Origin of the sequence: Aquincola tertiaricarbonis (genome assembly GCF_023573145.1) — a bacterium.
Lineage (GTDB): Bacteria > Pseudomonadota > Gammaproteobacteria > Burkholderiales > Burkholderiaceae_C > Aquincola > Aquincola tertiaricarbonis_B.
In genome coordinates this window covers 83,943-110,797 of sequence record NZ_CP097638.1, presented here as the reverse complement: position 1 = coordinate 110,797, position 26,855 = coordinate 83,943, and the positions used below count along the sequence as shown (strand labels likewise).

Annotated in this window: 31 protein-coding genes; 11 read left to right on the top strand and 20 right to left on the bottom strand. The window is 67.0% G+C overall.

The window, feature by feature from the left end; all coding sequences use genetic code 11:
- Positions 1-262: 262 nt before the first annotated feature.
- Positions 263-1,066: a DUF1845 domain-containing protein gene (locus MW290_RS32880; protein WP_250200210.1), complete on the top strand. Its 804-nt coding sequence runs from the start codon at positions 263-265 to the stop codon at positions 1,064-1,066.
- Here the strand turns inward: MW290_RS32880 and MW290_RS32875 are convergent.
- Positions 1,063-1,290 carry a hypothetical protein gene (locus MW290_RS32875; RefSeq protein WP_250200209.1) on the bottom strand — a complete coding sequence of 76 codons (228 nt, stop codon included), beginning with the start codon at positions 1,288-1,290 and terminating at the stop codon, positions 1,063-1,065. The genes MW290_RS32880 and MW290_RS32875 overlap by 4 nt on opposite strands.
- A 34-nt stretch (positions 1,291-1,324) precedes the next feature.
- The gene (locus tag MW290_RS32870) at positions 1,325-2,398 is read right to left on the bottom strand and encodes a tyrosine-type recombinase/integrase (RefSeq protein WP_250200208.1); all 1,074 of its coding nucleotides are present in this window, start codon (positions 2,396-2,398) and stop codon (positions 1,325-1,327) included.
- Between the two features lie 513 nt (positions 2,399-2,911).
- Between MW290_RS32870 and MW290_RS32865 the strand changes: the two genes are divergently transcribed.
- Positions 2,912-4,798 carry an ATP-binding response regulator gene (locus MW290_RS32865; RefSeq protein WP_250200207.1) on the top strand — a complete coding sequence of 629 codons (1,887 nt, stop codon included), beginning with the start codon at positions 2,912-2,914 and terminating at the stop codon, positions 4,796-4,798.
- Positions 4,799-4,849: 51 nt separating this feature from the next.
- Here the strand turns inward: MW290_RS32865 and MW290_RS32860 are convergent, their stop codons facing one another.
- The 4 genes from MW290_RS32860 to relB form a co-directional block, all read right to left on the bottom strand.
- The gene (locus tag MW290_RS32860; protein WP_250200206.1) at positions 4,850-5,107 is read right to left on the bottom strand and encodes a hypothetical protein; all 258 of its coding nucleotides are present in this window, start codon (positions 5,105-5,107) and stop codon (positions 4,850-4,852) included.
- Positions 5,108-5,272: 165 nt separating this feature from the next.
- On the bottom strand, positions 5,273-5,575 hold the full coding sequence (locus tag MW290_RS32855; RefSeq protein ID WP_250196093.1) for a type II toxin-antitoxin system RelE/ParE family toxin: 303 nt from the start codon (positions 5,573-5,575) through the stop codon (positions 5,273-5,275).
- The gene (locus MW290_RS32850; protein ID WP_250200276.1) at positions 5,575-5,895 is read right to left on the bottom strand and encodes a DUF7673 family protein; all 321 of its coding nucleotides are present in this window, start codon (positions 5,893-5,895) and stop codon (positions 5,575-5,577) included. The genes MW290_RS32855 and MW290_RS32850 overlap by 1 nt, the downstream gene beginning before the upstream one ends.
- Before the next feature lie 41 nt (positions 5,896-5,936).
- Positions 5,937-6,404, bottom strand: coding sequence for a type II toxin-antitoxin system RelB family antitoxin (relB, locus tag MW290_RS32845; protein ID WP_250200205.1), 468 nt, complete (start codon positions 6,402-6,404; stop codon positions 5,937-5,939).
- A 373-nt stretch (positions 6,405-6,777) separates the two neighbouring features.
- Here relB and MW290_RS32840 point away from each other — a divergent pair, with 373 nt between their 5' ends.
- The 6 genes from MW290_RS32840 to arsA all read left to right on the top strand — a co-directional run bounded on the left by MW290_RS32840 (position 6,778) and on the right by arsA (position 10,980).
- Positions 6,778-7,098, top strand: a complete 321-nt coding sequence (locus MW290_RS32840) for an ArsR/SmtB family transcription factor (RefSeq protein WP_250200204.1) — start codon at positions 6,778-6,780, stop codon at positions 7,096-7,098.
- Positions 7,099-7,108: 10 nt separating this feature from the next.
- Positions 7,109-7,606 carry an arsenate reductase ArsC gene (locus tag MW290_RS32835; RefSeq protein WP_250200203.1) on the top strand — a complete coding sequence of 166 codons (498 nt, stop codon included), beginning with the start codon at positions 7,109-7,111 and terminating at the stop codon, positions 7,604-7,606.
- Entirely contained in the window at positions 7,606-8,094 is a 489-nt protein-coding gene (locus tag MW290_RS32830) for an arsenate reductase ArsC (RefSeq protein ID WP_210800137.1), read from the top strand. Before MW290_RS32835 ends, MW290_RS32830 begins: the two co-directional genes overlap by 1 nt.
- Before the next feature lie 11 nt (positions 8,095-8,105).
- A complete protein-coding gene (locus MW290_RS32825; protein WP_250200202.1) occupies positions 8,106-8,753 on the top strand; it encodes an aquaporin in 648 nt (215 codons plus the stop codon).
- Between the two features lie 64 nt (positions 8,754-8,817).
- Positions 8,818-9,186 carry an arsenite efflux transporter metallochaperone ArsD gene (arsD, locus tag MW290_RS32820; RefSeq protein ID WP_210800134.1) on the top strand — a complete coding sequence of 123 codons (369 nt, stop codon included), beginning with the start codon at positions 8,818-8,820 and terminating at the stop codon, positions 9,184-9,186.
- Between the two features lie 18 nt (positions 9,187-9,204).
- A complete protein-coding gene (gene arsA, locus MW290_RS32815; RefSeq protein ID WP_210800132.1) occupies positions 9,205-10,980 on the top strand; it encodes an arsenical pump-driving ATPase in 1,776 nt (591 codons plus the stop codon).
- Positions 10,981-11,064: 84 nt separating this feature from the next.
- Here the strand turns inward: arsA and MW290_RS32810 are convergent, their stop codons facing one another.
- Positions 11,065-11,406, bottom strand: coding sequence for a YnfA family protein (locus MW290_RS32810; RefSeq protein ID WP_210800125.1), 342 nt, complete (start codon positions 11,404-11,406; stop codon positions 11,065-11,067).
- Positions 11,406-11,849: a Cd(II)/Pb(II)-responsive transcriptional regulator gene (gene cadR, locus MW290_RS32805; RefSeq protein WP_250200201.1), complete on the bottom strand. Its 444-nt coding sequence runs from the start codon at positions 11,847-11,849 to the stop codon at positions 11,406-11,408. Before cadR ends, MW290_RS32810 begins: the two co-directional genes overlap by 1 nt.
- Before the next feature lie 77 nt (positions 11,850-11,926).
- On the opposite strand from cadR, the gene MW290_RS32800 reads away from it, so the two are divergent.
- On the top strand, positions 11,927-14,200 hold the full coding sequence (locus MW290_RS32800) for a heavy metal translocating P-type ATPase (protein WP_259373514.1): 2,274 nt from the start codon (positions 11,927-11,929) through the stop codon (positions 14,198-14,200).
- 20 nt (positions 14,201-14,220) lie between these two features.
- Positions 14,221-14,553, top strand: coding sequence for a DUF3703 domain-containing protein (locus tag MW290_RS32795; RefSeq protein WP_247652575.1), 333 nt, complete (start codon positions 14,221-14,223; stop codon positions 14,551-14,553).
- A 40-nt stretch (positions 14,554-14,593) separates the two neighbouring features.
- On the opposite strand, the gene MW290_RS32790 is transcribed toward MW290_RS32795, so the two are convergent.
- Both MW290_RS32790 and MW290_RS32785 read right to left on the bottom strand, forming a co-directional pair.
- Positions 14,594-15,958, bottom strand: a complete 1,365-nt coding sequence (locus MW290_RS32790; protein ID WP_250200199.1) for a heavy metal sensor histidine kinase — start codon at positions 15,956-15,958, stop codon at positions 14,594-14,596.
- Positions 15,955-16,641 (bottom strand): heavy metal response regulator transcription factor, encoded by a 687-nt coding sequence (locus MW290_RS32785; RefSeq protein ID WP_210800117.1) that lies wholly within the window; start codon positions 16,639-16,641, stop codon positions 15,955-15,957. The genes MW290_RS32790 and MW290_RS32785 overlap by 4 nt, the downstream gene beginning before the upstream one ends.
- A gap of 154 nt (positions 16,642-16,795) precedes the next feature.
- Here MW290_RS32785 and MW290_RS32780 point away from each other — a divergent pair, with 154 nt between their 5' ends.
- Complete coding sequence (locus tag MW290_RS32780) at positions 16,796-17,131, top strand: DUF4148 domain-containing protein (RefSeq protein ID WP_210800115.1); 336 nt, start codon at positions 16,796-16,798, stop codon at positions 17,129-17,131.
- A gap of 14 nt (positions 17,132-17,145) precedes the next feature.
- Here the strand turns inward: MW290_RS32780 and MW290_RS32775 are convergent, their stop codons facing one another.
- The 10 genes from MW290_RS32775 to MW290_RS32730 all read right to left on the bottom strand — a co-directional run bounded on the left by MW290_RS32775 (position 17,146) and on the right by MW290_RS32730 (position 26,822).
- Complete coding sequence (locus tag MW290_RS32775; RefSeq protein WP_210800114.1) at positions 17,146-17,397, bottom strand: hypothetical protein; 252 nt, start codon at positions 17,395-17,397, stop codon at positions 17,146-17,148.
- Positions 17,398-17,415: 18 nt separating this feature from the next.
- Complete coding sequence (locus MW290_RS32770) at positions 17,416-17,970, bottom strand: hypothetical protein (protein ID WP_250200198.1); 555 nt, start codon at positions 17,968-17,970, stop codon at positions 17,416-17,418.
- Positions 17,971-17,981: 11 nt separating this feature from the next.
- Positions 17,982-18,362 (bottom strand): type 2 periplasmic-binding domain-containing protein, encoded by a 381-nt coding sequence (locus tag MW290_RS32765; protein ID WP_210800110.1) that lies wholly within the window; start codon positions 18,360-18,362, stop codon positions 17,982-17,984.
- A gap of 66 nt (positions 18,363-18,428) precedes the next feature.
- A complete protein-coding gene (locus tag MW290_RS32760) occupies positions 18,429-21,548 on the bottom strand; it encodes an efflux RND transporter permease subunit (protein WP_250200197.1) in 3,120 nt (1,039 codons plus the stop codon).
- Between the two features lies 1 nt (position 21,549).
- Positions 21,550-22,623, bottom strand: coding sequence for an efflux RND transporter periplasmic adaptor subunit (locus tag MW290_RS32755; protein ID WP_375142994.1), 1,074 nt, complete (start codon positions 22,621-22,623; stop codon positions 21,550-21,552).
- 53 nt (positions 22,624-22,676) lie between these two features.
- Positions 22,677-23,237 carry a hypothetical protein gene (locus MW290_RS32750; protein WP_210800105.1) on the bottom strand — a complete coding sequence of 187 codons (561 nt, stop codon included), beginning with the start codon at positions 23,235-23,237 and terminating at the stop codon, positions 22,677-22,679.
- A 62-nt stretch (positions 23,238-23,299) separates the two neighbouring features.
- The gene (locus MW290_RS32745) at positions 23,300-24,583 is read right to left on the bottom strand and encodes a TolC family protein (protein ID WP_210800104.1); all 1,284 of its coding nucleotides are present in this window, start codon (positions 24,581-24,583) and stop codon (positions 23,300-23,302) included.
- Between the two features lie 145 nt (positions 24,584-24,728).
- Positions 24,729-25,091 carry a cation efflux protein, CzcI family gene (gene czcI / locus MW290_RS32740; protein WP_210800102.1) on the bottom strand — a complete coding sequence of 121 codons (363 nt, stop codon included), beginning with the start codon at positions 25,089-25,091 and terminating at the stop codon, positions 24,729-24,731.
- A 243-nt stretch (positions 25,092-25,334) separates the two neighbouring features.
- Positions 25,335-26,291 (bottom strand): patatin-like phospholipase family protein, encoded by a 957-nt coding sequence (locus MW290_RS32735; protein WP_210800100.1) that lies wholly within the window; start codon positions 26,289-26,291, stop codon positions 25,335-25,337.
- Positions 26,292-26,474: 183 nt separating this feature from the next.
- Positions 26,475-26,822 (bottom strand): copper-binding protein, encoded by a 348-nt coding sequence (locus MW290_RS32730; RefSeq protein ID WP_210800098.1) that lies wholly within the window; start codon positions 26,820-26,822, stop codon positions 26,475-26,477.
- Positions 26,823-26,855 lie beyond the last annotated feature (33 nt).

The following is a 26,855-nucleotide window of genomic DNA, read 5'->3' as shown; positions in this document are numbered from 1 at the left end:
GAAAGGCTGATCGGTGGATGCGGATGTGCCCGGGAGACGGGCGATGCGTCGAATCGACGCCCTGGAGGGCTTGCCTGATTTGGGGTGCAGGGCCAGCTACTGCACAGGCGCGAACCTTAGCGCCCGGCGCCGTGCCCTGTCAACGGCGAGGCGACGGCCGATTTGGAGGGGGGGTTCGACCCGCCTTTCCGGTGGCGCGCGCCGGCGGCGGTCGGGATGATTGCGGTACCCGCCCAACCTCACTTGGACAACGGAGCGTGCCATGACCTCAACCCGACTCGCCGTCATCGACACCGGCCAGGTGAACGAGCGCATTCTGAACAAGGACGAGTACCGGGCGGACTTTCGGAAGGTCGAAGGCGCCTCGCTGAAGCGGACCACGCACCTCTCCAGCCCGCATGCCAAACGCATGTTCGCGCGCTGCTTCTACAGCTTCCAGGCGTCGATGTACTTCATCAGCCAGCTCGGCCGTGCCAAGCTCGATCACGAGGTGGTGGAACGCATCGAGCAGAACATCCGCGAGGCCCTGGACGCGGCGACCGATGAGATCAACAAAGCCATCGACCAGGCCGAGGCACTGCTCAAACACCACAACATCGAGACGCTGGCGTCCTACGACACGGTGCCTCTGCAGGAAGAGATCGGCATCACTTCCTCGTTCGGCCGGCGCTACTTCGACCTGATGCACAAGCTCGACATCATCATGCCGATGATGGAGACGCTGGCCATCGAGGAGATCATCAGTGAACGCGAGCTCGAGACGCGCCGGTCCCTGTACAAGCGGATCGTGCTGAGCATCTCGACCAAGGCGCGCAACCTCTGGATGGGCGTGCGTCGCCGCATGAACGAACGAGACGCGAGGCTGGCAGCGGAGGCGGCCAAGCCGCGGCCACAGGCCTCGAGACCGGCGCCCTCGACCAACCCGGAGCAGGACAGGCCCCAGGCGGGCGAGGCGGCGACCGACCAGCGCGTCGATGAACCCGTCTCAGTCGCGGGTGAGGAGACGGCCAGCACCGTCCCGGAAGTTGCGGGTCAGGAGACCGAGTCCGTGCCCGCCGGCGCTTAGCTGTCGAGGCCGAGCTGAGCGACGATCCACAGGCGAAGCGCAGCGCTGCCTTCGGCGTCGGCCACCAGTTCCTTTGGTGTTCTGCCTGCCAGCTCCGCGATGGGCAGCGAGACCCACAGCGAGTAGCCAAGTGCTGCCGGGACGATCTGCTCCGGCGCCTCCTCGAAACCGAGTTCCAGCAGCAGCCTGCGGACGTGGGCGATGGCCAGCAGGTCGGCGGGCATGGGCTCGTGCGGCAGGATCGAGTGCCAGCCGCGGTCAGTCCGGGCGCTCGCTCGAGTAGTCGACGCGCCGGTAGCGGTCCATCACCCGCATCTCGACCACCCCGAGCCACTTGGCCACCAGGTCCGGTGATTTGCCGCGGCGCAGCTGGCGGAGCGCGAAGGTGTGACGCAGGCGGTAGGCACCGCCTTCGACTAGGCTCTTGTCGATGCCGGAGGCCTCGAGGACCGCCTTCACCGCGTCATAGTGGGTCACCTTGCCCCATGGCTTGCCAGTACGCGTCGCGGGAAACAGGAAGTCGCCGGCGAGATTCTGTTCCTTGCGCACCTGCAGCCAGTAGGCCAGCACGCGACCTGCCCACTTGATCACCGGTGCTTCACGTTCTGGGCTGTCGCCGTGCGCCGGCACATGGACCGTGCCCGGTACGCCCTTCTCGTCACCCGTTCGCATCACCGGGGACGTCAGGCGAAGCATCCGGACATCGGCTGGCGTCAGCCCGGAGCCCAGGTGCAGCGCGACGGCAGACCGGTTGCGCAGTTCCTGCCAGGTGATGTCGGCGCCGCGACGGCCCGAACGTGGCAGGCCGGCGGAGAGGTAGTTGACGAGGATGCGGGCCTCGGCAGGGGCCAGGTAGTCAGGCAGTGCGTCGCGCCGATTGGCGTTGGCATAGAGCCAGTCCTCACGGGATTGCAGCAGGGTGGCTGCCGCCCGGTTCGGGGCGGCAGCCCCGGTGGCCTCTGCGCGGATCTCGAGCACGCTGTCGATGAGCTTCAGCAAGCGCCATGCGTGCCGTGGCGTGAACTTCCCGGCCTCCTTGAGCCGGCTGGGCTTTGCACGAGCCGCGTTCGCGGGTTCGAGTCGGCTGTTGATGAAGGCACCGAGGTCCGCCTCGGTGATGCCGTCCAGGCCGACCACGGGTGACTGGCTCAGGCACCACTCGGCAAACGCCTGCCAGAGGACCGTGTACGAGCGAATGGAGGAGGCCAAGGTGATCTTGCGTGAGGCCGCAGTGCGCTGGTGTTCGAGCCACTGGTCGAACGCCTCCTGGTAGGCCCGCACCTGGTCGGCCGGGTCGGCGTCGTCGAACAGGTCAAGGTTCTTGGGGGCCATGGTGAGGGATCATAAAACCGAACCAACGGCGCGGGCGTTGCTTCCATCGCACCTTCCCGACCCAAGCCAGTTCGCGTCAACCCAAACGCAGGCCAGGAAGGATCCGAGCGGGAGCGCCGTTGGTTCGGTTTTGAAGTGACCGGCGGCACCCGAACCCTCGCGGTGATGCACCGCGAAGTAGGCCCCCATTGGTGGGTACCCATCAACTCGCTCGTTGGGGCGATCGGTGAGTTCGCCGGCCCGCGGGAAGATCGGTGGCAGCGCGCCTGCGATCGCGTCGCCCCAAAGACGATGTGCAGGGGCTGTTTCGATCGGTCGGGCCACATTGCAGAAGGAACGTGGAAACTCAGCGTTCACCTCAGCGCGGTTGGATGTGGGTCGAGACGATCTGCGTACCTCTTGCAGGCGGGCTTGACGGCGCGCAGACGCCGAGCACCCTGGGGCATGGACAACAGAACCGGTCGACGAACCGTTGGAGCAGGCAGACGGGTCAATCTCAGGACGAACAGAGCCATGAGTGAGCAGGGCAGGGCCGCGGAGGGACCGCAGGTCGAAGTCGCGGGCAAGGCTGCTGGCGGGGACTACTCGCCCGACGCCGGTGAGACGGCGCGCGCGATGACTGCCAACGCCGTCGTCTCGGCTGTGGCCAACGTGCCGCTGCTGCTGGCCGCGGTCGCGCTGGTCGTGTACATGGCGTTTGAGGCCGGGCTGAGCGTGCCGGGAACGATCTTCGGCGCATTCGGGCTCGCGGCATCGGGCTGGCGTTGGTCGATGAGCAAGCGCTACCGCTTGCGCGAACCCTTTGACGAGGGAATGGCGTGGGCAGCGCGACGCGAAATCGAGCTCAACGCCGGCCTGTCCGGTCTCATGTGGGGCTACGGTGCCCTGGCCATCTACCCGCACCTCAAAGAGGTCGCGCAGATCGCCTACCCGATGCTGCTGGCTGGATCGGCCGGCGTGGCGGCCCTGTATGCCCCGTTGGCAGGGCGTGCCTACCTCTACATGATCGTGCCGCAGGTGGCGTCGCTGGTCATCGCCCATCTGGCCTTCGACGGCCTGCGCTCGATCGGACTGGCCGCCATCGTGGCCGGGTTCGGCTTCACGATGCACCGGTCCGCGCAGTTGTCGAAGGCAGCGGGCGAACGGCTCGCGAGAGCCCTGCTCGAACGCGATCGCCTGAGGGCTGACCACGCGCGCCTCGCAGAGCTGGAACTCACCGAGGCCAAGCTGGCGGCCGAGTCCGCGCGCAACGAAGCGGCGGCCACACGGGATCTGTTCATCGCCAAGGTCTCGCACGAGTTCCGCACGCCCCTGCAGACGATCGTCGCCCTAGCCGACCTGCTCGCGCTCAAGACCGCTGACGAGAGGTCCAAAGGCCTTCAGGAGCCGGTCCAGCGGCTGTCACGAGCGGCCGACCAACTGATGCACCAGGCCAACGACCTGGCCGCCTTCGTGCGGGCCAATCAGGCCGCAGGCTACGAGATCCGTGAACGCCCGGTGCGGCTGGACGAAGTGGTGGCTGCGTCGATCACCGAACTCCGGGAGTTGGCCAACCGCAAGGGGGTCGACGTGCGCGTCACGGTCCCGGCCATCTCGCTTCATGCCGACGACATGCGCCTGCAGCAGATCATCGGGAACCTGGTGAGCAACGCGGTCAAGTACACGAGCCATGGCCTCATCGAGATCCACGCGGACGTGGATGGCGACGGGCCCCACACCATGACCTTGTGGGTGAGCGACACGGGCAGCGGCATCGCCGAAGAGGTTCTGCCGAACGTCTTCGACCCGTGGTTTCGAGGCACCCGCGAAGCGCGCGGCCTGGGGCTCGGACTGTCGATCGTGCGGTCCCTGGTCGCGCAACTCGGCGGCACTGCGGAGATCAAGTCGGAGAAGGGGCGCGGCACCAGGGCCACCGTGCACATCCCGGTGAAGGTGCTGGACCAGCAGCCACACCGTCCGCTTTCCGGCTCGTCCAGCCTGTCGGGCCTGCACGTGCTTGTCGTCGACGACGAGGACTCCGTTCGCAGCGCCGTGGCGGATCTCCTGCGTGCCAAGGGCGCGGAGTGTGTGGAGGCGCCTGGGACGGACGAGGCGCTGCAAGAGCTCGGTTCGAAGGCATTCGAGGTGGCGCTGGTCGACATCCAGATGCCCGGCGCGGATGGCTACGAGCTTGCGCGGCGGCTCAGGTCTCGCTACCCGGAATGCGACACGAGGCTGATCGCCATGAGCGCATTCGGACTGGCTGAGGAGCACGGCCATCTCTTCAACGCCTACGTCGCCAAGCCCTCGAAGGCCGACAAGATGGTCGGCACGATCATCCAGACCCTGGCGCATGGTCGCGCCGCCGGGGCCAACGCGGCTCCGCTGAGCAATTCGAGCGGCGCATCGAGCACAGCGTGAGTCGGCACCGGCTCTGCATCGCGGCGCGCGCCGCGGTCGCGGACGGGTCCGTCAACGGCCTCTGAAAGCCGGCAGCACTTCGTTGACGGACACGGCGCGCAGATCGCCGACCAGTCGGCCCTGGACGTCGGTGATCACCAGGCCCCTTCGCGCCGCCTCCCGACAGAGCGCATCGAGCCGCGGGTCCGCAAAGCTTGCCGGCGGATCGTAGGCCTGCAGTTGAAGCCCGGCGACCGCGAGCAGGCCATCGGCGCTGGGCCGATCCCGTTGTCCAGAGGGACCACACAGGCCGGCGAGCGCGGTTCGCAACGGTGATGTCCGGGGGTTCATGGCGAAGCAGGTGCAGGGCGCCCCATCGTGCGGCTGACCGCGGGAGCGCGCAACTCGAAACCCCGGTCCAACCCCCCGTCGAAATCGGCCGTCGATTTCAGATGGTCAGCCGTTCCGTCGCCTGTGCGCACGCGCCCCTGCGATTCACGGCGTTTGCTGCGCCACGTGCTTGACGCGAAGGATCTCGACGGTGCGAGAGGTGTCGATCACCCGATAGACGGCGATGTAGTTGGCGTGCAGCACGAGTTCGCGCACGTCGGCTGGCAGCCCGGGCCGGCCCTCATGGCCGAGCCTCGGGTGCTGGGCCAGCGGCTGGACTTTCTCGCGCAGCTTCTTGCCGAAGGTGCGTGCACGGGTAGGACTGTCCTGGGCGATGTAGCGGACGATGCTGCGCAGGTCTTCAAGAGCCTTTGGGCGCCAGGCGATGCGGTAGTCGGCCCCAGGCATCAGTCCCCGAGCTCCGGCCGCCACGTCCGCACGATGGCCCTGAACTCGGCCTCGTAGCCCAGGCTGTCGGGGTAGCGGTGAACGCGGCCGGCCAGGCCGAACACGGTCGTCATGTCCGCCACGATGTCGGTGTCCAGTGCCCACAGCGAGGTCAGGTCGAAGGCACCGCAGCTGCCTGTGTTCCACCAAGCCAGCAGAAAGTCCGCAACGACCCGGCTCTGCCCGGAGTCGCGCCTGGCATGCGCGAGCAGGCGCTCGAGCGCCGCCACTTCCTCGGAGGTGATCGCTGGGGGCGGCGCTTCAGCGGCGGCGGCCAGCATCGCCTGCGCAATGACCTGATCGGGTTGGCGCGGCGTCGTGCTCATGCGCCTTTCCTTCGCGCGGAGCTGGCACGCTGAAGCTCGATCGCATCGATTTCGGCGTCCATGGCCGCCATGACCTCGTCGTGCGGGACGCTCGGGCGCGGATCGTCGAGCGATTCCTGGATCTCGGCGGCGAGCCACCGGTTGTGCGCCGCAGCCTGGTGGGCCGTGCGCATCGCTTCGGCCTGGCTGGAGCGGCTGCGGCTCATGTCCTTCTCGTCGGGGTTCCAGTCGGTGGCGTCGAGCTGTGCCACAGCGATGCCGACCTCGCGAAGCAGGATCATGGCTGAGGCCGGGTTGCCGAAGCGGCGCGGCTCGGTGCTGCGTGCCTTGGCCAGCACGGCGTCCTGGCCGCTCCGGGTGGCGATGCGCAGCATGAATGCGCCGCCCTGGCCCTTGAGCGTGACGCCGGCGACGCCGCCAGCGGCCGCGGTGGCGCGCAGTTGTTCCAAGGTCATGCTGTGCATAGGATTCACCGCATCAGAGATGGAATCATTGTGCACGGTTGACAGAAGTCGTGCAACGACCGCCGGCCGAAGCGCGAGATTCAATGAGAGTGCGGAAGGACCGGGCCATGAGGACGATGAGGTCCCTGGCCAAGCCATCGCTGGCGGGAGCAGCGCTCATCTCGTATGCTTCTGGCGCGATTGTCGCCCAAACCGCCAATGCGCGACGATAATGTTTATGTCAAATAGGCTTAAGTAGCCACATTTGGTACCGAGCCAGCGGCGGCTTGGCGGCCTGATTTGCATTCCCACTTGTCGCAAGCCTGACTCGTTTGTCGGCTGTCATGGTCTTGCCACATTTCAATCAAATACTTCAACAAAGGTTTGATTAATCGTGGAAGACGATCTTGTGGCCCGCTCCCTCAGTGCACTTTCTCAGGTGCATCGCCTGAAGGCGTTCCGTGCTCTCGTGGTGGCCGGCAAGCAAGGCCTGACCCCGGGCGTGCTGAGCGAGCAACTCGGCATCTCGCCGGCCTCGATGTCTTTCCATCTCAAAGAGCTGCTGTTCGCGGGCCTGGTGAGCCAGACGCGCGATGGCCGCAACCTGATCTACCGCGCTTCGTTCGACCGCATGAACGACCTGCTGGGCTTCCTGACATCGAACTGCTGCGAGGGGCAACCCTGCGAGCTTGAATCCCCATCCTGCAACTGCTGAGAGACATCCCATGGCCGACAAGACCTACAACGTGCTGTTCGTCTGCACGGGCAATTCCGCGCGCTCCATCCTCGCGGAAGCACTGATGAACGACCTGGGCAAGGGCCGTGGCTTCAGGGCCTTCTCGGCCGGGAGCCACCCCCGTGGCGAGGTGAACCCCTGGGCCCTGCGGACCGTGGCCGATCACCACTACCCGACGGACGGCTACCGCAGCAAGAGCTGGGAAGAGTTCGCCACGCCGGATGCACCGCAGCTGGACTTCGTGTTCACCGTCTGCGACCAGGCGGCGGGCGAGGTTTGCCCAGTGTGGCCAGGCCAGCCAATGACGGCGCACTGGGGCATGCCCGACCCGGCCGCGGTGGACGGGCCCGACCAGGCCATCCGCAACGCCTTCCTCGACACCTTCATCACCATGAAGCGCCGTATCGAGCTGATGCTGGCCCTTCCGATCGCCAGCCTCGACAAGATGGCGATCCAGCGCGAAATCAAGGACATCGGAACCCAGTGATGACCACCAACGTTCTCATTCTGTGCACCCACAACTCGGCGCGCAGCGTGCTGTCGGAGTGCATGCTCAACCACTGGGCGAAGAAGCTTGGCAAGGACGTGCGTGCCTACAGCGCCGGCAGCGCGCCCAGTGGCCGGATCAACCCCTACGCGCTGGAGGCTCTGGGCAATGCGGGCATCGACATCAGCAGCGTGCGCAGCAAGTCCTGGGACGAGTTCGTGGGCCCAAGCGCGCCCGAGATGCGCATCGTGATCACGGTGTGCGACAGCGCGGCGGCCGAGCAGTGCCCGTACTGGCCGGGCAGCCCGGTGAAGGTGCATTGGGGCTACCCTGATCCGTCGAACGCCCCTGAGGCCGAGAGGCGCCAAGCCTTCGAGCTGACGCGCCAGGCCATCGGCTACCGCATGCTGCAGCTGCTGTCGCTGCCTCTGGACCGCATGGGCAATGACGAGCTGCAGACCGCGCTCGTCGAGGCCTACAAGAGCTGAGCGGATTGCGCATGCGATCCGATCTTCAGCGGCGCCTCCTCGCCGAAACCCTGGGCACCGCGCTGCTGCTGGCCGTGGTGATCGGCTCGGGAATCATGGCCGAGCGCCTGGCTGGCGGCAATGTGGCCATCTCGCTGCTAGCCAACACGGCCGCCACAGTTGGCGGCCTGTACATCCTCATCGAGGTTCTGGGCCCGGTCAGCGGCGCGCACTTCAACCCCGCCGTGTCCCTGGTCATGAGCCTGCGTGGCGCGCTGCCGAAATCGCTGTTCGCCCCCTACGTGGTGTCGCAACTCGTCGGCGCGGTGCTTGGCGCCTGGCTGGCGCACGCGATGTTCGATGCCACGCTGCTGCAGTTCTCGACCAAGGTGCGAGGCGGAACCGGCCAGTGGATCGCCGAGGCCGTTGCAACGGCCGGCTTGCTGCTGGTGATCCTTCGTGCCCCGGCCCCGAAGGTCGCCGCGATGGTCGCCTGCTACATCGGTGCCGCCTACTGGTTCACGGCGTCGACATCCTTCGCCAACCCGGCGGCAGCCTTCGGGCGGATGTTCAGCGACACCTTCGCCGGCATCTCACCGGCCAGTGTGCCCGGTTTCGTCGCTGCCCAGCTGGTGGGTGCGGGCCTCGGAGCGCTCATCCACCGTAGCCTCGACGCTTGAGCGAGGTCAATATCCTGCAGGGCATGTGTGCCGACCATGTCCAGAGTCGCACGAGGAATCCACCATGAGCAAGCTTGAAGTTTATGAACCCGCGATGTGCTGCCCGACGGGCGTGTGCGGCGTCAGCGTCGATCCGGTCCTGGTGCAGTTCAACGCCGACCTGCAGGCCTTGGGTCAGTCCGGCGTCGAGATCGTGCGCCACAGCCTGAGCCACAACGCGGCGGCCTTCACCACCAACGCCGACGTGATGAAGGAGATGGGCGCGAGCATGGACCGCCTGCCCATCGTGACCGTCGACGGCCGCATCGTGTCGACCGGCATGTATCCGTCGAAAGCGCAGCTGATCAGCAAGCTCGGCCTGGACATCCCCACAGCCGAGAAGCCCCGCGTCAAGCTCGGAGAATGCGGCTGCGCGCCTGGCAAGTGCTGCTGAGCCCGGGCGGCGGCTGACATGGCGCTCCCAGGCATCGAGACGCGCTTTGCCTTCTTCACCGGCAAGGGCGGTGTCGGCAAGACCTCGCTGGCCTGCGCCAGCACCCTACGGCTGGCTGAGCAGGGTCGGCGCGTGCTGCTGGTCAGCACGGACCCGGCGTCCAACCTCGACGAGGTGCTTGAGACGCCGTTGACGACCACGCCGACCGAGGTCCATGGCGTCCCGGGCCTGAGCGCCCTCAACGTCGATCCGGAGGCGGCTGCCGCGGCGTATCGCGAGCGCATGGTGGGGCCGTACCGCGGCATCCTGCCGCCGGCGGCGATTCGCAGCATGGAGGAGCAGTTCTCCGGCGGCTGCACGGTCGAGATCGCGGCTTTCGACGCCTTCGCCGGGCTGCTCGCCGGCAACGAGGTGACGCAGGCCTTCGACCATGTGGTGTTCGACACGGCGCCGACCGGCCACACGCTGCGGCTGCTGTCCCTGCCGTCGGCGTGGAACGATTTCCTCGCGACCAACACGACGGGCAGTTCGTGCCTGGGTCCGCTGGCGGGCCTGGAGAAGAGCAAGGCAACCTACGCGGCGGCGGTGCGCTCGCTGGCCGACCGGCAGCTGACGACGGTGGTGCTTGTCGCCCGCCCGGAAGTCTCGGCGCTGAGAGAGGCGGATCGCACCCGCCACGAGTTGGCCGATCTCGGTGTTCGCAACCAGGTCCTTGCCCTGAACGGGCTCTACGAAGCAGCCTCGGACGATTCGGTCGCCCGCGCGATGTCGAGCCGCCATGCCAAGGCCGTGAAGCAGATGCCGGCTGGCCTGGCGGCGCTGCCACGCAGCCAGACCGGGTTCATCCCTCGCGGGCTGGTCGGGTTGGCGTCGCTGCGGGCCTTCCTCCATCCTCAGAGCGAAGACCGCACGACGCCCGCTGTGTCATCGATCGACCGACTGCCCGATGGCCTGGCGACGATCGTCGACGACATTGAGGCCGCCGGTCACGGGCTTGTGATGACCATGGGCAAAGGCGGCGTCGGCAAGACCACGGTCGCTGCGGCTGTAGCGGTGGCGCTTGCCGAGCGCGGCCGCCGTGTGGTGCTCTCCACCACGGACCCGGCCGCGCACGTGTCCTGGGCCCTGGACGAGCAGGTGCCGAACTTGACCGTCGAGCGCATCGATCCCGTCGCCGAGGTCGAGCGTTATCGCAACGAGGTGATGGGCAAGGCCGGCGCCAGCCTGGACGCGCAGGCGCGGGCGATGCTGGACGAGGACCTTCGTTCGCCCTGCACCGAAGAGATCGCGGTGTTCCGCGCATTCGCGCAGTCGGTCGACAAGGCCCAGGACGCGTTCGTGGTGCTGGACACGGCGCCCACCGGCCACACCATCCTGCTGATGGATTCGGCCGAGGCCTACCACCGGGAGGTGAGCCGCACCCAGGGGGACTCGCCAGAGTCGGTGCGCAAGCTCCTGCCGCGCCTGCGCGATCCGTTCTTCACGCGCGTGCTCATCGTGACGCTGGCCGAGGCGACGCCCGTGCACGAGGCGGAACGCCTTCAGGCCGATCTGCATCGCGCCGGCATCGAGCCCTTCGCATGGGTCATCAACCAGAGCCTGCTGGCGAGCGGGACGCACGACCCGGTGTTGACGCAACGCGGCGCGTACGAGGCACCGTTCATCGCTCATGTGATGCAGATTGCTGCGAAACGATGCGCCCTGATCCCTTGGCAGGTCGAGGCACCGGTCGGGGAACTGGCGCTGAGCAGCTTGGCGACGCAGGTTCCGAATGACTTGAGGCGCGAATCGTGAAGGCGTTGCCGATCGGGGCGGATCTGGCCCTGCCCTCGGTGCCGGGAGACTTCACCTGACGCGCCAAGTCCGCTGATGGCCTCGTCAGCCCAGTGACTGACGCGGCTGCAAGGCAATGATGGCCATGCCCACCAGGCACACGGCACCGCCGATCAAGTCCCAGCGGGTCGGCATGACCCCATCCACGCGCCACAGCCAGACCAGGGCCACCACGACGTAGACACCGCCATAGGCCGCATAGGTGCGGCCAGCGGCGCTCGGGTGCCAGGTCAGCAACCAGGCGAAGACCGCGAGCGCGGCAGCGGCCGGCAGCAGCAGCCAACGCGGCCGACCTTGGGTCAGCACGAGCCACGGCAGGTAGCAGCCGATGATTTCGGCCAGCGCGGTGATGACGAAGAGTGCGGTGAGGCGGAAGAAGTCAAACATCAGTGGGCTCCGCGAACGTGGCGGTGGCCGGCCGGCTTGACGCCCTGCGCGGCGGCATTGTCCAGTTGATTCAGGATGCCGCACGCATTCATCGCATGCGGTGACTGGCAGCGCGCACGCAGCGCCTTCAGGGTCGATTCGAGCGACCGCAGTTCGCGGATGCGCTGGGCCACGTGCCCGATATGCGCGTCCAGGATGTTGTTGACCTCGCCGCAGTCATCGGGCGGGGCGTCCCGCAGGCGCAACAGCGCACGGATCTCATCGAGCGCCATATCCAGATTGCGGCAGTGGCGGATGAAGGCCAGGCGCTCGGCATGTGCGGTCGTGTACACCCGGTAGTTGTTGTCGCTGCGTTGGGCGGCAGGGATCAGGCCCTCGCGCTCGTAGAAGCGGATGGTTTCTACCGGTGTGCCCGTCGCCTCAGCCAGGTTTCCGATGCGCATGGAGTCCCCTCTTGCCGATGAAGGCTTGACCTTACACCGACTTCAGGGTTTTCAATGGCGACATCCAACAACAGGACATGATCGTGGATCGACCAGAAGCTGCTGCAGCGACACCGTCAACATCAGAGAACCAGGCATCTTGCTGCGGCTGCGGTACGACGACGCCAGCAGCGCCCGCGACACCTCCGGGTGCCAACTGGGTGCGATTTCGGGTGCCGACGATGGACTGCGCGTCCGAAGAGTCCGAGATCCGCCGAGCGGTGGAAGGCATTGCCGGGATCCGGGCGCTGACCTTCCAGCTCGGGCAACGCAGCCTGGCGCTGGATGCCCCTGGGCCAGCCGTGGAGCTGGCCGTGGCTGCCATGCGCAAGGCCGGCTTCGATCCACAGCCGCTGGCAGCGCCCCAGCCGGGTGCAACGCCCGGACACGCTGACGCGGATGACGGACACGACCATGGCGTCCAGCAGGCCAGCTACGGGCCACTGGGCATGGCCTTGGCTCTGGCCATCGTTGCCGAGCTGGTGGGCTACTTCGCGCCAGACACGCTGCTCTGGAAAGGCGCCGGCCTGGCGGTGGCCGCCGCCGCCATCTGGCTGGCGGGCTTCGACGTCTACAAGAAGGGTTTGATTGCGCTGCGGCACGGGCGCCTGAACATCAACGCCCTGATGACCGTGGCCGTCACCGGCGCCTTCGCCATCGGCCAATGGCCAGAGGCGGCGATGGTGATGGCCTTGTATGCCATCGCCGAAGCCATCGAAGCGCGTGCGGTCGACCGCGCCCGCAATGCCATCAAGGGCCTGCTGGCGATGGCACCGGAAGAAGCGGCCGTGCGCCAGGCCGATGGCAGCTGGTTGACCGTGCCCGTCGCCAGCGTGGCGCTGGACGCGGTGCTGCGCGTGCGGCCGGGTGAACGGGTGCCCATGGACGGCGTCCTGACGGCAGGCAGCACCAGCATCAACCAGGCCCCGGTCACCGGCGAGAGCATCCCGGTGGACAAGGCCGTGGGCGACCCGGTGTTTGCCGGCACCATCAACGACACCGGCAGCTTCGAGTTCCGCGTCACGGCGCTGGCCTCGAACTCGACCCTGGCACGCATCATCCACGCAGTCGAAGAGGCCCAAGGAACACGCGCGCCCACGCAGGGCTTTGTGGACCGCTTCGCGGCGGTCTACACGCCGGCGGTCTTCGTCATCGCGCTGGCCGTCGCCCTGCTCGGCCCCTGGCTGCTGGACTGGACCTGGATGCAGGGGGTCTACAAAGCCCTGGTGCTGCTGGTCATCGCCTGCCCCTGCGCGCTGGTGATTTCCACGCCGGTGACCATCGTCAGCGGCCTGGCGGCCGCGGCCCGGCGAGGCATCCTGATCAAGGGCGGGGTGTACCTGGAGGGTGCGCGCAAGCTCAAGGCCATCGCGCTGGACAAGACCGGCACGGTCACCGAGGGCAAGCCCAAGCTGGTGGCATGGCAAGTGCTCGACACCGCCGGAGCTGCGGGCGTTGACTCTGACACCGCAGAACACATGGCCGCGGTGCTGGCCGGCCACTCCGACCACCCGGTGTCGCGCGCGATCGCAGCCGGGCTACAGCCCAACAGCGTTCAGGCCCAGAGCTTCAAGGCCATTGCCGGGCGCGGCGTGCAGGCCGAGATCGCCGGAAAGACCTGGGTGCTTGGCAACCACCGCCTGATCGAGGAACGCGGCCAGTGCTCGCCGGCGCTGGAAGCGACGCTGCGCACGCATGAAGAAGCCGGCCGCACCGTCAGCCTGCTGGCCTGCGACACCGGCCCGGTAGCCCTGTTTGCGGTGGCTGACACCATCAAGGCATCTTCGCGGGAAGCAGTGGCCGAGTTGAAGGCATTGGGCATCACACCGGTGATGCTGACCGGCGACAACCAGGCCACGGCCACGGCCATTGCCCAGGAGGCTGGCATCACCGAAGTCCGGGGCAACCTGCTGCCGCAGGACAAGTTGGACGCCATCAAGACCCTGCAGGCGCAGCACGGCATGACGGCCATGACCGGCGACGGCATCAACGACGCGCCTGCGCTGGCCCAGTCGGACATCGGCGTGGCCATGGGTGCGGCCGGCACCGACACCGCGATGGAAGCCGCCGACGTGGTGGTGATGAACGACGACCTGCGGCGCATTGCCGAGACGGTGCGCCTGTCGAAGGCCACACACGCCATCCTGTGGCAGAACATCGCGCTGGCACTGGGCATCAAGGCGGTGTTCCTGGTGCTGGCGGTGTTCGGCAATGCCTCGATGTGGATGGCCGTGTTCGCCGACATGGGCGCCAGCCTGCTGGTGGTGGTCAACGGGCTGCGTTTGCTGCAAGCCAGGGTGCAAGGCCGATGACGCCCGGCTCTCAACGCGCAATGGCCTTCGCTGCCGCCATGGCCGAAGCCAGGCATCACCTCGCTGCAGCGCAGCCGATGGCCGCGATGCCTTTGCTGCAGCGCGCCCATGTGCTCGGTCAGCGGGACATCGGCCTCCACCTGCGCGTGCACCTGCTGATGCTGCGTGCCGCCTGGGCACTGCGTGACGGCCGCGAACTCCGTGGGCAACTTCTGCGCCTGGTGCTCACACCCATCGGGCACCTGAGCGGCCGCCTGCCGTTGGGCAACATCGGCACATCCGACGTCAGCCCGTTCGAACCGATGGCCTTGCCGCCTGACATGGCGCATCTGCTGCACGACGACAAGCCCTGACAAGGGCTTGGCTGGCCCTGCGGCCGGCACCTCAGGACAGTCAGGCCCCCGAATTCGGTGACGGACTGCCCGCGCCTGGCGCGCGCAGCAAGGTCAAGCCGATCGATGTGACGCCATCTGCTGACCTCGCAAACGGCTGCCCGCCGTGCATGCGTGCGATCGCGGCGACGATGGCCAGGCCCAGCCCATGGTTCTGATGGGCGCCGCTGCGGGCCCGGTCACCACGGAAGAAGCGGTCGAAGAGCCGCGGCAGGTGCCCGGGTTCGATGGTGGTACCTTGGTTGACCACCACCACCCGCAGCGCCCCAGGGGCTGCCTCGGAAATGTCGATGCGGATGCTCGTCCCACGGTCGGCGTAGCGCGTGGCATTGGCCACCAGGTTGGACAGGGCGCGTTGCAGCAGCGGCAGGTCGAACTCTCCGGCGGCGTCACCGACCACCTCGACCTGGAGACCGGCCTCGTCCAACGCGGCATCGTGGTATTCCGCCACCCGCTGCGCCAACGCAGCCAGGCTGGCCGTGGCCACACGGCGGGCCGAGCTGCCCCGATCAGACTGGGACAAGAACAGCATGTCCTGCACGATGCCCGCGAGGCGCTGCAATTCCTCCAGGTTCGAGCCGAGCACCTCACGCAGCTCATCGGCACCACGGGCCTTGCGCAAGGCCAGCTCCGTGCTGCCGATCAAGGTGGCGAGCGGGGTGCACAGTTCATGGGCGACATCGGCATTGAAGCCCTCCAGCTGCTCATAGGCCAGCGACAGCCGACCCAGCAGGTCGTTGAACTGCGCAATCAGCGGTTCGAGCTCCTCGGCCTGGCCGGAACCATCCAGGCGCCGATGCAAGGTGTCGGCCGCCAGCCTGCGTGTCTGCTCCACCAGCTCACGCACCGGGCGCAAGCCCAGGCGTACCAAAACAAAGCCACCGGCCGAACCCAAGGCGGCCCCGGCCAGCGCGGCCGCCAACAACGTGAATGCCAACCGGCGCAGCAATTGATGGTCTTCGTCGGTGTCCAGCGTCAGGATGGCAGTCAGTGGCAGCGGCGCGGTGGCCAGCGCAGCCACTTCAAAATGGGCTTGGCGCAAATTGCTCGATGCGACCCCGCCTGTGCGCTGGTAGTAAACGCTGCCATCCGGCCTCTGCAGCAAAAGGCTCAGTTCCTGGTGACCGATGAAAAAATCATCCAGCTTGTGGGTCAACACGGCCGGGTCATCACGCGAAGCTGGCTCGGTCAGCAGGTGCCGCACCTGAGCCTGTTTCTGCGCGAGAGCCTCAGATTGCCTGGCCTCGAAGTTCATGTGCGTGACAGCGTAGACCGCCACGCAAACCACTGAGAGGCCCGTCAAGCTCTGCAGTGCCAGCCAGATCGACAACCGTCGACCTAGCGAGCCGACACGGCTTCTGCTCATTCGTCGCGCGCCTCCAGAACGTAGCCCATGCCACGCGCCGTGTGCAGCAAGGGGCGCTCGAAGGGCGCATCGAGCTTGCCGCGCAATCTGCGCACCGCCACGTCGATGACGTTGGTGGCGCTGTCGAAATTGATGTCCCACACCTGCTCGGCAATCTCGGTGCGGGACAGCACCTCCCCCTGGCGGCGCAGCAGCAGCGTCAACAGCACGAACTCCTTGGCCGTGAGATCGAGCCTTCTGCCAGCCCGGGTGGCCTTGCGCCGAACAAGGTCCAGCTCCAGGTCGGCCAGGCCAAGGACTGTTGCCCCCTCAGGTTCGCGCGTTGGGCGCGCTCGGCGCAGCAGCACCTGTATCCGCGCCACGAGTTCGGAGAACGCAAACGGCTTGAGCAGGTAGTCGTCGGCCCCGGCTTGCAAGCCCTTGACGCGGTCTTCCACACGCTGGCGAGCGGTGAGCATCAGCACGGGGGTCTGCTTGCTCTGCCGCAAGGCCGCCAGCACGCCCAGACCGTCGATGCCGGGCAGCATGCTGTCCAGCACGATCAGGTCGTGGCTGCCTTGCATCGCCAGATGCAGGCCATCGACGCCGTTGTGCGCCAGCTCCACGACATAGCCCTCTTCGCCCAGCCCCTTGCGCAGGTACTCGGCCAGCTTGATCTCGTCTTCGACCACCAGGAGTTTCATGTTCCTCACGCCTTCAACTGGAGCGGCCTGAACATGGCCGTTCTGTCATGTGTTGGTCCCATCTCTGTTGGGGGCGAATTTCTACAGTCATGTCCATGCCCTCAGGCATGCCGCGACACAAGGTCGACGGCCACTTCACAAAGGAATCAGGACCATGAACATCCGCAAACACGCCGCTCTCTCCGTTGTTGCTCTGGCCATGGGTCTGCCCATGGTTGCGCAGGCCAATTCGCTGTACCACCCAGCCTCGAATGAGAGGGGCTACACCGAGCATCCCGACCACTGGAAGAGCACGAAAACGCGCGCTGAGGTGCTGGCCGAGATCGAGGCTGCGCGCAAGGACGGCACCCTGGCGCTGATTCAGCGCAACGCACCGCTGCCGCAAAAGGCCATCGGCCCCGCGAAGACCCGCCAGCAGGTGATCGACGAGATGCTCAATGAGCCCGCCGAAGAGCGCCGTGCTCGCCTGGCGCTTCAGACCGGCGGCTGATACACCGTCTGTCTTCACCCGCCGCGCGGGCCACCAGACACTGGTGGCCCGCGTTTGCTTTTGGTTTTGCCGACGCCTCGACGGCCGGTGGCCAATCGCTTGCCCAGCGTTTGACTGTAGGCAAGCTTGGGCGGGATCGTGGGTGGAGGATGCGCCTTCCGCCATCGCCGCCACAGCGCGAAGAGCGCAATGGCCACGAGCACGACGACAATCCAGATCCACAGCATGAGCTGCGCGATGTCCGCATCCGGAATCTGCTTTCGCATCGCAGGCAGATTGTCAAATCAGCCGATATCGGCCACCAGCCGCAACCCCAAAGCGCGCGCACGCGATTCCGCGGGGTTGCCGCTCTCCAGCCGGTAGCTGCTACCCCACGACCAGACCGAGCCGATCAGTTCAACGAACACCACCTCGCCTGCCTTGCCGGTGATGTCCAGGGCCGCGCGACCTTCGTCCCACTCCGCCACCATCTGGTGTGCGCCGGGCTTGAGGCGCAGCCGCGCGAACGACTCGGGCACCGTGGCGACGGCCGGGTCACGGTCCACTGTCAGCCGCACCACATTCCTGGCATCCCCCCAGCGCTTGCGCACGACGTAGACGGTGAGCAAGCCCGGTGTGGCTTCAAACCGCTTGGCCTCTGCCTCGACCTGCTGCGACGGGATCGGCGCGGTCGTGCAGGTGAGCTTGCGGCTGAGCGACCTGCCGACGGCATAGCAGTAGGTGCCATCTGCGTTTGCGGGGCGCACGGGCTTGCTCATGCAGCCTGCCAAAGGAACCAACCCGACTGCCAACAGGCCGGTGAGCAAGCTTCTGCGATGGACAAGACGGGGTTGGTTCATGGCATCTCCCGTTACTTCAGCGCGAAGCGCACCGTGCCGGCGGGCTTGCCGCCGATGGTGACGACGGCGACGGCCTTGGTTCCGGGCCCGACCTTGAAGCTGCCGGTGGCTTCCAGCTTGTCACCCGCCGGCTTCAGCTCGACCTCTTGCTTCTCGGTGCCGTTCAGCAAGGTCAGCTTGGCGCTGGCCTTGGCCACATCGGCAGGCTTGCCGTGGTCGCGCAGGTGCAGCTGGATGGCGGCGGGCTTGGCCACCAGCTCATAGTCCATGTCCTTGACCTCGACGACCACGCCGCCGTGCATGGGCTTGTGTTCGTGGCTGTGGTCACCAGCGGCAAATGCTGAGCCGGCCAGGCTCAGTGCCAGGGCGGCGAGGAGGGCTTGCTTGTTCATGGGAGTCCTTTCGAGAGAGTACGTTGGGGAGAAACGGGGTGGCGGGCGAACTCGCCACCAGAGGGATCAAAGGGCCTCGGCGTCCTTGCTGTCCATCAGCGCTGCGGCCGGTTTGCGGCCAAAGAGCCAGAACATCGCGGGCGTCAGGAAGGTGTCGAGCAGGGTGGAGCTGATCAGGCCGGAGAAGATCACCACGGCCACCGGATGCAGCACCTCGGTGCCCGGCTGCTCGGCTTCGAACAGCAGCGGCGCCAGCGCAAAGGCCGTCACCAGCGCCGTCATCAACACCGGGCTCAGCCGTTCCAGCGAGCCGCGCATGATCATCTTGTGGTCGAAGTTCTCACCCTCGAATCGCATCAGGTTGATGTAGTGGCTGACCTTCAGGATGCCGTTGCGCACCGAGATGCCCGCCAGCGTGATGAAGCCCACCAGCGCGGCCACGCTCAGCGGCTGGCCCGACAGCCACAGGCCGATGACCGCGCCCACCAGCGCCAGCGGGATGTTCACCATGATCAGCGCGGCCAGCACGCCCGACTTGTACCTGCTGAACAGCACCACGAACATCAGCGTCAGCGACACGATGCTCAGCAGGCCGACCAGGCGCGAGGCTTCCTCCTGCGCCTGGAACTGGCCGCCCAGGGTGATGAAGTAACCCTCGGGCAGCTTGGTGTCGGCCACCACGGCGCGGATGTCGGCCACGATCTCTGACAGGGCCCGGCCCGAGGCATTGGCCGACAGCACGATGCGCCGCTTGCCATCGTCACGGCTGATCTGGTTGGGGCCGTCACCGTCTTCGATGGTGGCGATCTTCGACAGCGGGATGCGGCCGCTCGGCGTCTCGATCAGGATCTTGCCCAGGCCTTCCACCGAGCGCGCCGATTCCGGCACACGCACCACCAGCGCAAACCGCCGGCTGCCCTCGACGATCTGCGTGACCTTCTCACCTTCGACCAGGTTCTGCAGCGTGGCCAGCACCTGGGGCGCGGGCACGCCGTACTGGGCAGCAGCGGCATAGTCCACCCGCACCTTGATCTGCGGCGCCAGCACCTGCTTCTCAATCTGCAGGTCGGCGACGCCCGGGATGGCAGCCAACTTGGCGCGCAACACGTCAGCCTGGCCACGCAAGGCGTCCAGATCCTCGCCGAAGATCTTGATCGCAATTTGCGAGCGCACACCCGAGAGCATGTGGTCGATGCGGTGCGAGATGGGCTGGCCGATCTCCAGCGCAGCCGGCATGTTGACCAGGCGGGCGCGAATGTCGGCCTTGATCTCGTCCATGGTCCGCGTGAGCTCGGCCGTGGGTTTGAGGCCCACGTCCAGCTCGCTGACGTGCACCCCTTCGGCATGCTCGTCCAGCTCGGCGCGGCCGCTGCGCCGACCGACGTGCGTGACCTCGGGCACCTGGCGCACCAGCACTTCGGCCTGGCGAGCCAGGGCCGAGGTTTCGGCGAGGGTGACGCCGGGGTTCAGGCGCAGGCCGATCAGCAGCGTGCCTTCGTTGAAGGGCGGCAGGAAGGTGGTGGGGAAAAACGGCACCGCCGCCATCGCCACCACCACCGCCGCACCCGCCGCAGTCAAGGCAGCCTTCGGCGCATTCAAGACCGACTGCAACGACGACTGGTAGCTGGATTTCAGCCAGCGCAGCACCTTGGTATCGCCGTGGTCCAGATTCTTCATGCGTGGCAGCAGGTAGAAGCTGAGCACCGGGGTCACCGTCACCGAGACGATCAGCGAGGCCAGCGTCGACACGATGAACGCGATGCCCAGCGGCACGAAGAGCTTGCCTTCCAGCCCCGGCAGCGCGAACAGCGGGATGAAGACCAGCACGATGATCACCGTGGCGTACAGGATCGCCGACCGCACCTCCATCGTGGCGTGGGCCACCACCTCCAGCGGGTGCAGGCGCGAGGTGGGATGCTTGGCGCGGTCTTCCTTCAAGCGCCGCAACACGTTCTCGACACCGACCACCGCGTCGTCGACCAGGCCGCCGATGGCGATGGCCAGGCCGCCCAGCGTCATGGTGTTGATCGACAAGCCGAAGTAGCGGAAGACCAGGGCCGTGATGAAGATCGACACCGGGATCGCGGTCAGCGCAATGATGGTGGGCCGCAGCGTGCCGAGGAAGAAGAACAGGATCACGGCCACGAACACCGACGCGCCGATCAACTTGCCTTGCAGCGTGGTGATCGAGGCCTCGATGAAGCTGGCCTGCCGGAAGGTGACCTTGGGTGCCTCCATGCCGGCCGGCAGCGAGGTCTTCAACCCAGCCAGCGCTTCTTCGATGTTGCGGGTCAGCGCAATCGTGTCGGCCGAGGGTTGCTTCTGTATGCCCAGGATCACAGCCGGTTTGCCCTCGAAGCCCGCGTCACCCCGCTTGGTGGCTGCCGCAAAGGTCACCTCGGCAACCTGGCGCATCAGGATGGGCTGCCCGTTCTTGGCCGTGAGCGCCAGGTTCTTCAGGTCATCCAGCCTGGAGGTGCGGCCCAGGTTGCGGATCAGGTACTCACGCCCGTTCAGCTCCAGGAAGCCGCCAGAGGTGTTGCTGGAATAGCCCTTGAGCGCAGCCTCCATCTGCTCGTGGCTGATGCCCAGCTCGGCCATACGCACCGTGTTGGGCTGCACCTGGAATTGCCGTACCTCGCCACCGATGGGAATGACCTGCGCCACCCCCTGCACCGACAGCAGGCGCGGCCGCAGCACCCAGTCGGCGTATTCACGCACGGCCATCGCCGAGATCTTGCTGGTGTCCACCGGAATTGCAATCTGCATGATCTCGCCCATGATCGAGCTGATCGGGCCCATGCGCGGCAGCACGCCTTCAGCGAGGCCTTCTTCCATCGACGCCAAGCGCTCGCTGACGAGCTGGCGGGCGCGGAAGATGTCGGTGCTCCAGTTGAAGGTGACGTAGATGAAAGACAGGCCCGCCGAGGAGACCGAGCGGATCGTCTCCACGCCGGGCAGGCCGTTCATCGTGGTTTCCAGTGGGAACGTGATGAGCTGCTCCACCTCTTCGGCGGCCATGCCGCCCGCCTCGGTGACGATGGTCACGGTCGGCTTGTTGAGGTCGGGGAACACGTCCACTGGCGTGCGGGACAGCGTGAACGCGCCATAGCCCATCAGCACCACGCTGGCGATGATCACCAGCAGCCGGTTGCCGAGGCTGTTGTCGAGTAGCCACTTGAACATGTCAGCGCACCTGGTTGATCAAGGTGGCGCCTTGCGTGGCCACGCGGTCACCGGCCTTCAGGCCGGCGGTCACTGACACGCTGACGCCGTCCAAAGACTCCGTCGTCACGGTGCGGGGCTCGAAGCGTTCAGGCCCTGACTTGACCCAGACGATGGTCTGGTTCGCCGGGTTCTTCATCAACGAGGCAACCGGGACGGCCAGGCCCTTGACCTTGTCCTTGGTCTGCACGAACACGCGCACCGGCTGGCCCACGGCCAGGCTGTCGAGGGCTGCACCTTGGGCGCGGAAACCCAACGGAAGTGCTTGCTCGCGAAGGCTGCGCGCTGCGCCCGTGAAGTCCAGCGGCACGCGCTTGTCGCCAATGGCCAATGTGGCGCTGCCGACGTTGGCCGCCAGCGCCGGATCAAAGGCCAGGGCCTCGATGCGCAAGCGACTCGGGTCGACGATCTCGAAGACCAGCTCTCGCGCATCGACCACCTGGCCCGCCACCGCATGCGCAGAGGCGATGACGCCCGACACAGGCGCCACCAGGGCTTCACGGGTGGCCAGGCCGCCACCGATGGCGGCGATGCGCTCGGTCAGGCTGGCGGATTCACTCTCGGCGGCCTCGATGTCCTTGCGCGGCACCGTGTCCGCCAGTTCCTTCAGGCGCGCCACGCGCTTGTCGGCCAGCGACTTGGCGGCCCGCAGTTCGGCCAATTGCGACGACTGGTTGGAGCGCTCGATGGGTGCCGTCGAAGGCACGACGTACGCGAGCACCTCGCCCTTGCGCACCGCCTGGCCCGGATTGGGCAGGCCGCGCGGGCCGGGCTCGATGCGGCCTGCGTTCAACGGCTGCACCTTGCCACCGGCGTTCGGGTCCATCAGCACCTTGCCGGCGAGTTCCACCGAGCGTGGCAACTCAGCTTCGGCCGTGGTCAGCGTGCGCACGCCCAGCTGGCGCTGCGCGGGCTTGGGCAGGAACACACTGCCGTCAGGCAGGCGTTGCGGCCCGTTGGCACTGGGCGCGGCGCCACCGCCACCATGGTCATGGCCTTCGCCAGCCTGGGCCAACGGCGTGGCGCACAGCACCATCACAACGCTGGCCAGGACGCCCAGCCGCAGCTGCTTCAGATTCAAAGCGCGCTTCATGCTGCACCCCCCATGCGAACTTGGCGCGAGCGCATCACGCGCCGGCCCACCGTCAACAACACCGCCAGCGCGGCAATGCCCCCCAACGCCCAACCGGCGTACTCCTTCCACGAATGGCTGTGCTCAGCCTCGTCGGCATGCGCCGCTTCATGGATGTCGAGCTCGCCGGCCAGCAGGTCGCTGTCGGCCCCGGCCGTCACCGTGGCCGTGATCGGCAGCGCACCGGGCTTAGGGGCTTCAGGCAACACGACTTCGAACTCGTCGCTGCCTTGCTTGGCGGCCTTGAACTTCTTGCCAGCGACCTCGAGTTCGATCTGGGCTTCGGTGACCGGGCTGTTGTCGGCGGTGCGGTCGAGGTAAAGCGTGATTTGCTTGCCGTTGAGCACGCCCACCAGCTCGAACACGTCCGAGACCGCGGCGAACCTGGGCAAGGCTGGCCCAGTGGCCGCAGGTGCAGCGGCACCATGGTCGTGGCCGTCACCGGCCATGGCCCCTGGCGTCGTCAAGAAGAGAAGGGCTGCGAGCGGGATCGCAGCCAATGTGGAGGAGTGTTTCATGGCGGAATTTCCAAAGTCGTTGTTCGATGGCTCGCTCGGCAGTACCGGTGCCGCGACGGCCCTCATTGCGGCAGCAGCCCGAGCGCCTGGCGCCAGGCGGAGATGGAGGCGGCCAATTCGATCCGTGCGCGTGCGGCTTGGCGGTCGGCCTCGGCGGCCTCAGCCTCGATGCGCAGCCGCGTGGGTAAGTCGGTCTCGCCCATGCGGAAGGACTTGTCGAAGAAGCCGCGGGACTCACGAGCCAGTTGCGCCCGGCGGTCGGCAGCGGCCAATTGCAGCCTCGCCCCGTCGGCGCGGGCCTTGGCCGCGTCACGCTCGCCGGCCAGGCGGGCCCGTTCCAGGTTCAGCTGCGCCTGCAGTTCCAGCGTCTCGGCCCTGGCCGCGGCGGTGCGAGCGTCGTGGCGCGGGCCCGCCCCGAAGGGGATGCGCACACCCACGGTGAAGGTCTGTTGCCAAGCCTCGCCTGAGGCGCCACGGTCGCGCGTGGTAGCGACCGTCAGCTCGGGGTTGGCGCGTGACTGCGTGGCAGCCAAGGCGGCAGTGCCTTCGGCCACGGCAGCGCGGTCCTTCAATGCCAAGAGTTCACCGTGTGCGTCCAGATCATTCACTGCCGCATCGGGCACTGGCTCGGCACCCGGATCGGCCGGGCTGGCCTTGAAGTCCACGGCGGGCGACGCCACCAAGGTGCGCAGCGACTGCTCGGCCACGATCACGGCAGCGTCCGCTTGCGCCACCGCCGCCTGTGCGGCGGCAACCGCGCCGTCAGCCTGGTGCTGGTCGGCCTGGGCCAGATCGCCGGCCTTGAGGCGCTTGCCCACATCGGCCGCAATCCGCTGCGCGCTGTCGAGCTGGCCTTGCGCAGTGGCAGCCTCGGCGCGAGCGCGTTGCCAGTTCCACCAGGCATCCCGCACGCTGGCGGCCACGCGCAATTGGGCTGCCAAGGACCGGCTTTCGACGGCACGGCCTTCGGCCTGGGCCAGGGCCTGGCTGCGCCCCCGCTCACCCGGCAACCACAGCGGAATGGCCAGGGCTGCCTCGTACTCGCGGGTGCCCAGATTGCGGTTCAGGCGGTCGGTCTTGCCGGTCAGTTCCACTGCCACAGGTTCTGGGGTCCAGGACGCTGCAGCCTGCTGCTGCGCGCGGGTCGCTTCGCGGCGTGCCGTCAGCGCAGCCACTTCAGGTTGCCTGGCCCAGGCGGCCTCAAAGGCCTGGCTCAAGGTCAGGCGTTCAGGCTTCGCAGGGGTCTGCGCCAATGCCCCTGCGGAGACGGCGCTGAGCGCCAACGTCAAGATCGCGCCGGCCGTGTTTCGCCAGCGTGCGTTCGCAATGAAATTTCCTCGGTGCATCCGATGCTCCAGTGTTGAAAACAACTCACGGGAGATCGACGAGGGAGCAACCCAGACGGGTCGCGTCGCAGCTGAGCGGCCGTCGATGACGGCCCGCGCTCAGGCGCGGACGGGCTTCAGGAGGGAGAAGTAGCCGCCTCGCCGATCAGGCGAGGGGTGCCCACTGAGGGCGTTCGGGCGGACTGTGCACCAGGGTGCGTACAAGCCCTGCAGCCAACATGGCCGGCTGCGTCGCGATGTCAAGCGACATCAAACCCGTCAATGGCGACACGATCCCGGAACAACTGCCATGGCAGTTGGCACAGTCGAAATCGTTGCCGCCCAGCGTCTTGCCAGAACCATCACCATCGGCCTGCGCGGCACCCGAGTCGGCATGGTGCTGGTGTTCGTGGTGGCCAAAGTGTTGGGCAGCCGCGCCACGTTCGTGTCCGCAATAGCTGGCCACCGCCGCCCAGGTGAACTGGAACGGCAGCAAGACCAACATGAGCATGGCGAACCAGCGACGCATGGCAAAAGTGTAGCAGCTACAGGGCTTGGCGCTGGCTGGGTAGGGTCAACGGCCCAACTATGCGCAGCGCTTTGAGGCTTTTCGGCTGGTGTGGGAAGAACTTGAGGTTGCCGCAAAGCCACTGTGTCACACCGCTACCCGGGACAACCACAACGTACTCACCCGCAGCCGCTGACATTGCGGGCTCACGGCGTGCACAGAGTCAATGCGCCGGTTGTGCGCCTACCATTCTTCGGAGGCTGCTCAAGGTGAGGGAGCAAAGAGCCGGCGAATCTCCCCGATGCGAGACAAGGCCGTTGTCTCCCCGGCAGCGGTCACCCAGCCCCGACTCCCCAGGCCCAGCTGCGACGAAGTTCGAATCTCCGGCGTGATCACCAGATCGGCCAGCGCACGCTCAGCCAGCACCTGACGCCAGCCCGAGACGATCAGCGACTGGAACAGCATCGACACCGGGCTCGACATCTCCGAGTGGTTCGGCGGGTACACGACATCGAGGGCCAGCACCCGCATGGCACCCAACCGCCGAGCTGTCATCACCGGCAGCGGGCTGACAATCTGCCCGTCGGCCAACAATCGGCCGCGGGCACGCACAGGCGCATAGACGCCGGGAACGGCACAGGACGCGCGCACCGCTTTCGCTGCGTCGCCGTGGTTCAGCGGCACGACCTCGCCGCTTTCCATGTCGGCGGCGACCGCAGCAAACGGCAAAGGAAAGCGCTCGATCGGCCCACGCAGGTGCTGCCGCAGGAATTGCTCCAGCCGAGCCCCGGGCACCAGGCCGAGCCCCAGGCCGCCCAACACGGTGCGCACGGGGTCGAAGTCGAAGAACACGGTCCAGTCGAGTTGCTCCGCGGCGCGCTCGATCTCGCTGACGGGCATGCCCGACGCCCACATCGCGCCGACCATCGCGCCGGCGCTGGTGCCCACCACCAGGTCGGGCCGCAGGCCCTCGCGCTCGAGCACCCGCAAAGCACCCAAGTGCGCAAACCCGCGGGCGGCGCCCCCCGACAACACCAGCGCGACAGGCCGCCGCACGCCGTCGGGCGGCGGGAGAAATCCAGGAGCCTCGGTCGCATCCACGGGCTCGGCCGACTGACCAGGCTGCCACGCGGCACAGCCGCCGAGCAGCGGTGCCGCAGTCGCAGCACGCACGCCCGCCAGCAGCAGCGACCGGCGACGCCAGCCCAGTCGATCAGCCAACGCCAACTCAGGCTCGGCCGATGCAGCGGACGTACACGTAATCCGATTCGATCGCATCTTGGCTCCCCTTCACGGCCGGGCCCGAACACCCGGAACCGCAGATCGACCGCAGCAACTCGCGCCTGCGACGGTCAGCAGGTCGGTGCGCCTGACGGACGGTTGCGCCCGTCTGGCGCAACCGGGTCACTTCACGCCGGTGACAACGTAGTCCTTGTCGTCCTGCGTGAACTCGAACTCCACCTTCTTGCCATCGGTGAGCTTGTCCATCAGCATCTTGTCCTTGACCTTGAAGCCCATCGTCATGGCCGGCCAGTTGAGCGACTTGATCGGCTCGTGCGCCAGCGTCACGACGCCGCCCTTGGCATCCACCTTCTTGACGGTCCCCATGGCCTTGTGGACCACCGACGCCGTCGCGGCCGGCTTCTTGGTCATGTCCATGCTTTTCATGTCGTCCATCTTCGGCTGGGCCATGGCCGCCATGGCGGGCGCGAGCAGGGCGAGGACCAGCGAAGGGAGTGCAGCTTTCTTCATGTCGATTTCCTTTGAGGAGGGTTGAGATGAGCG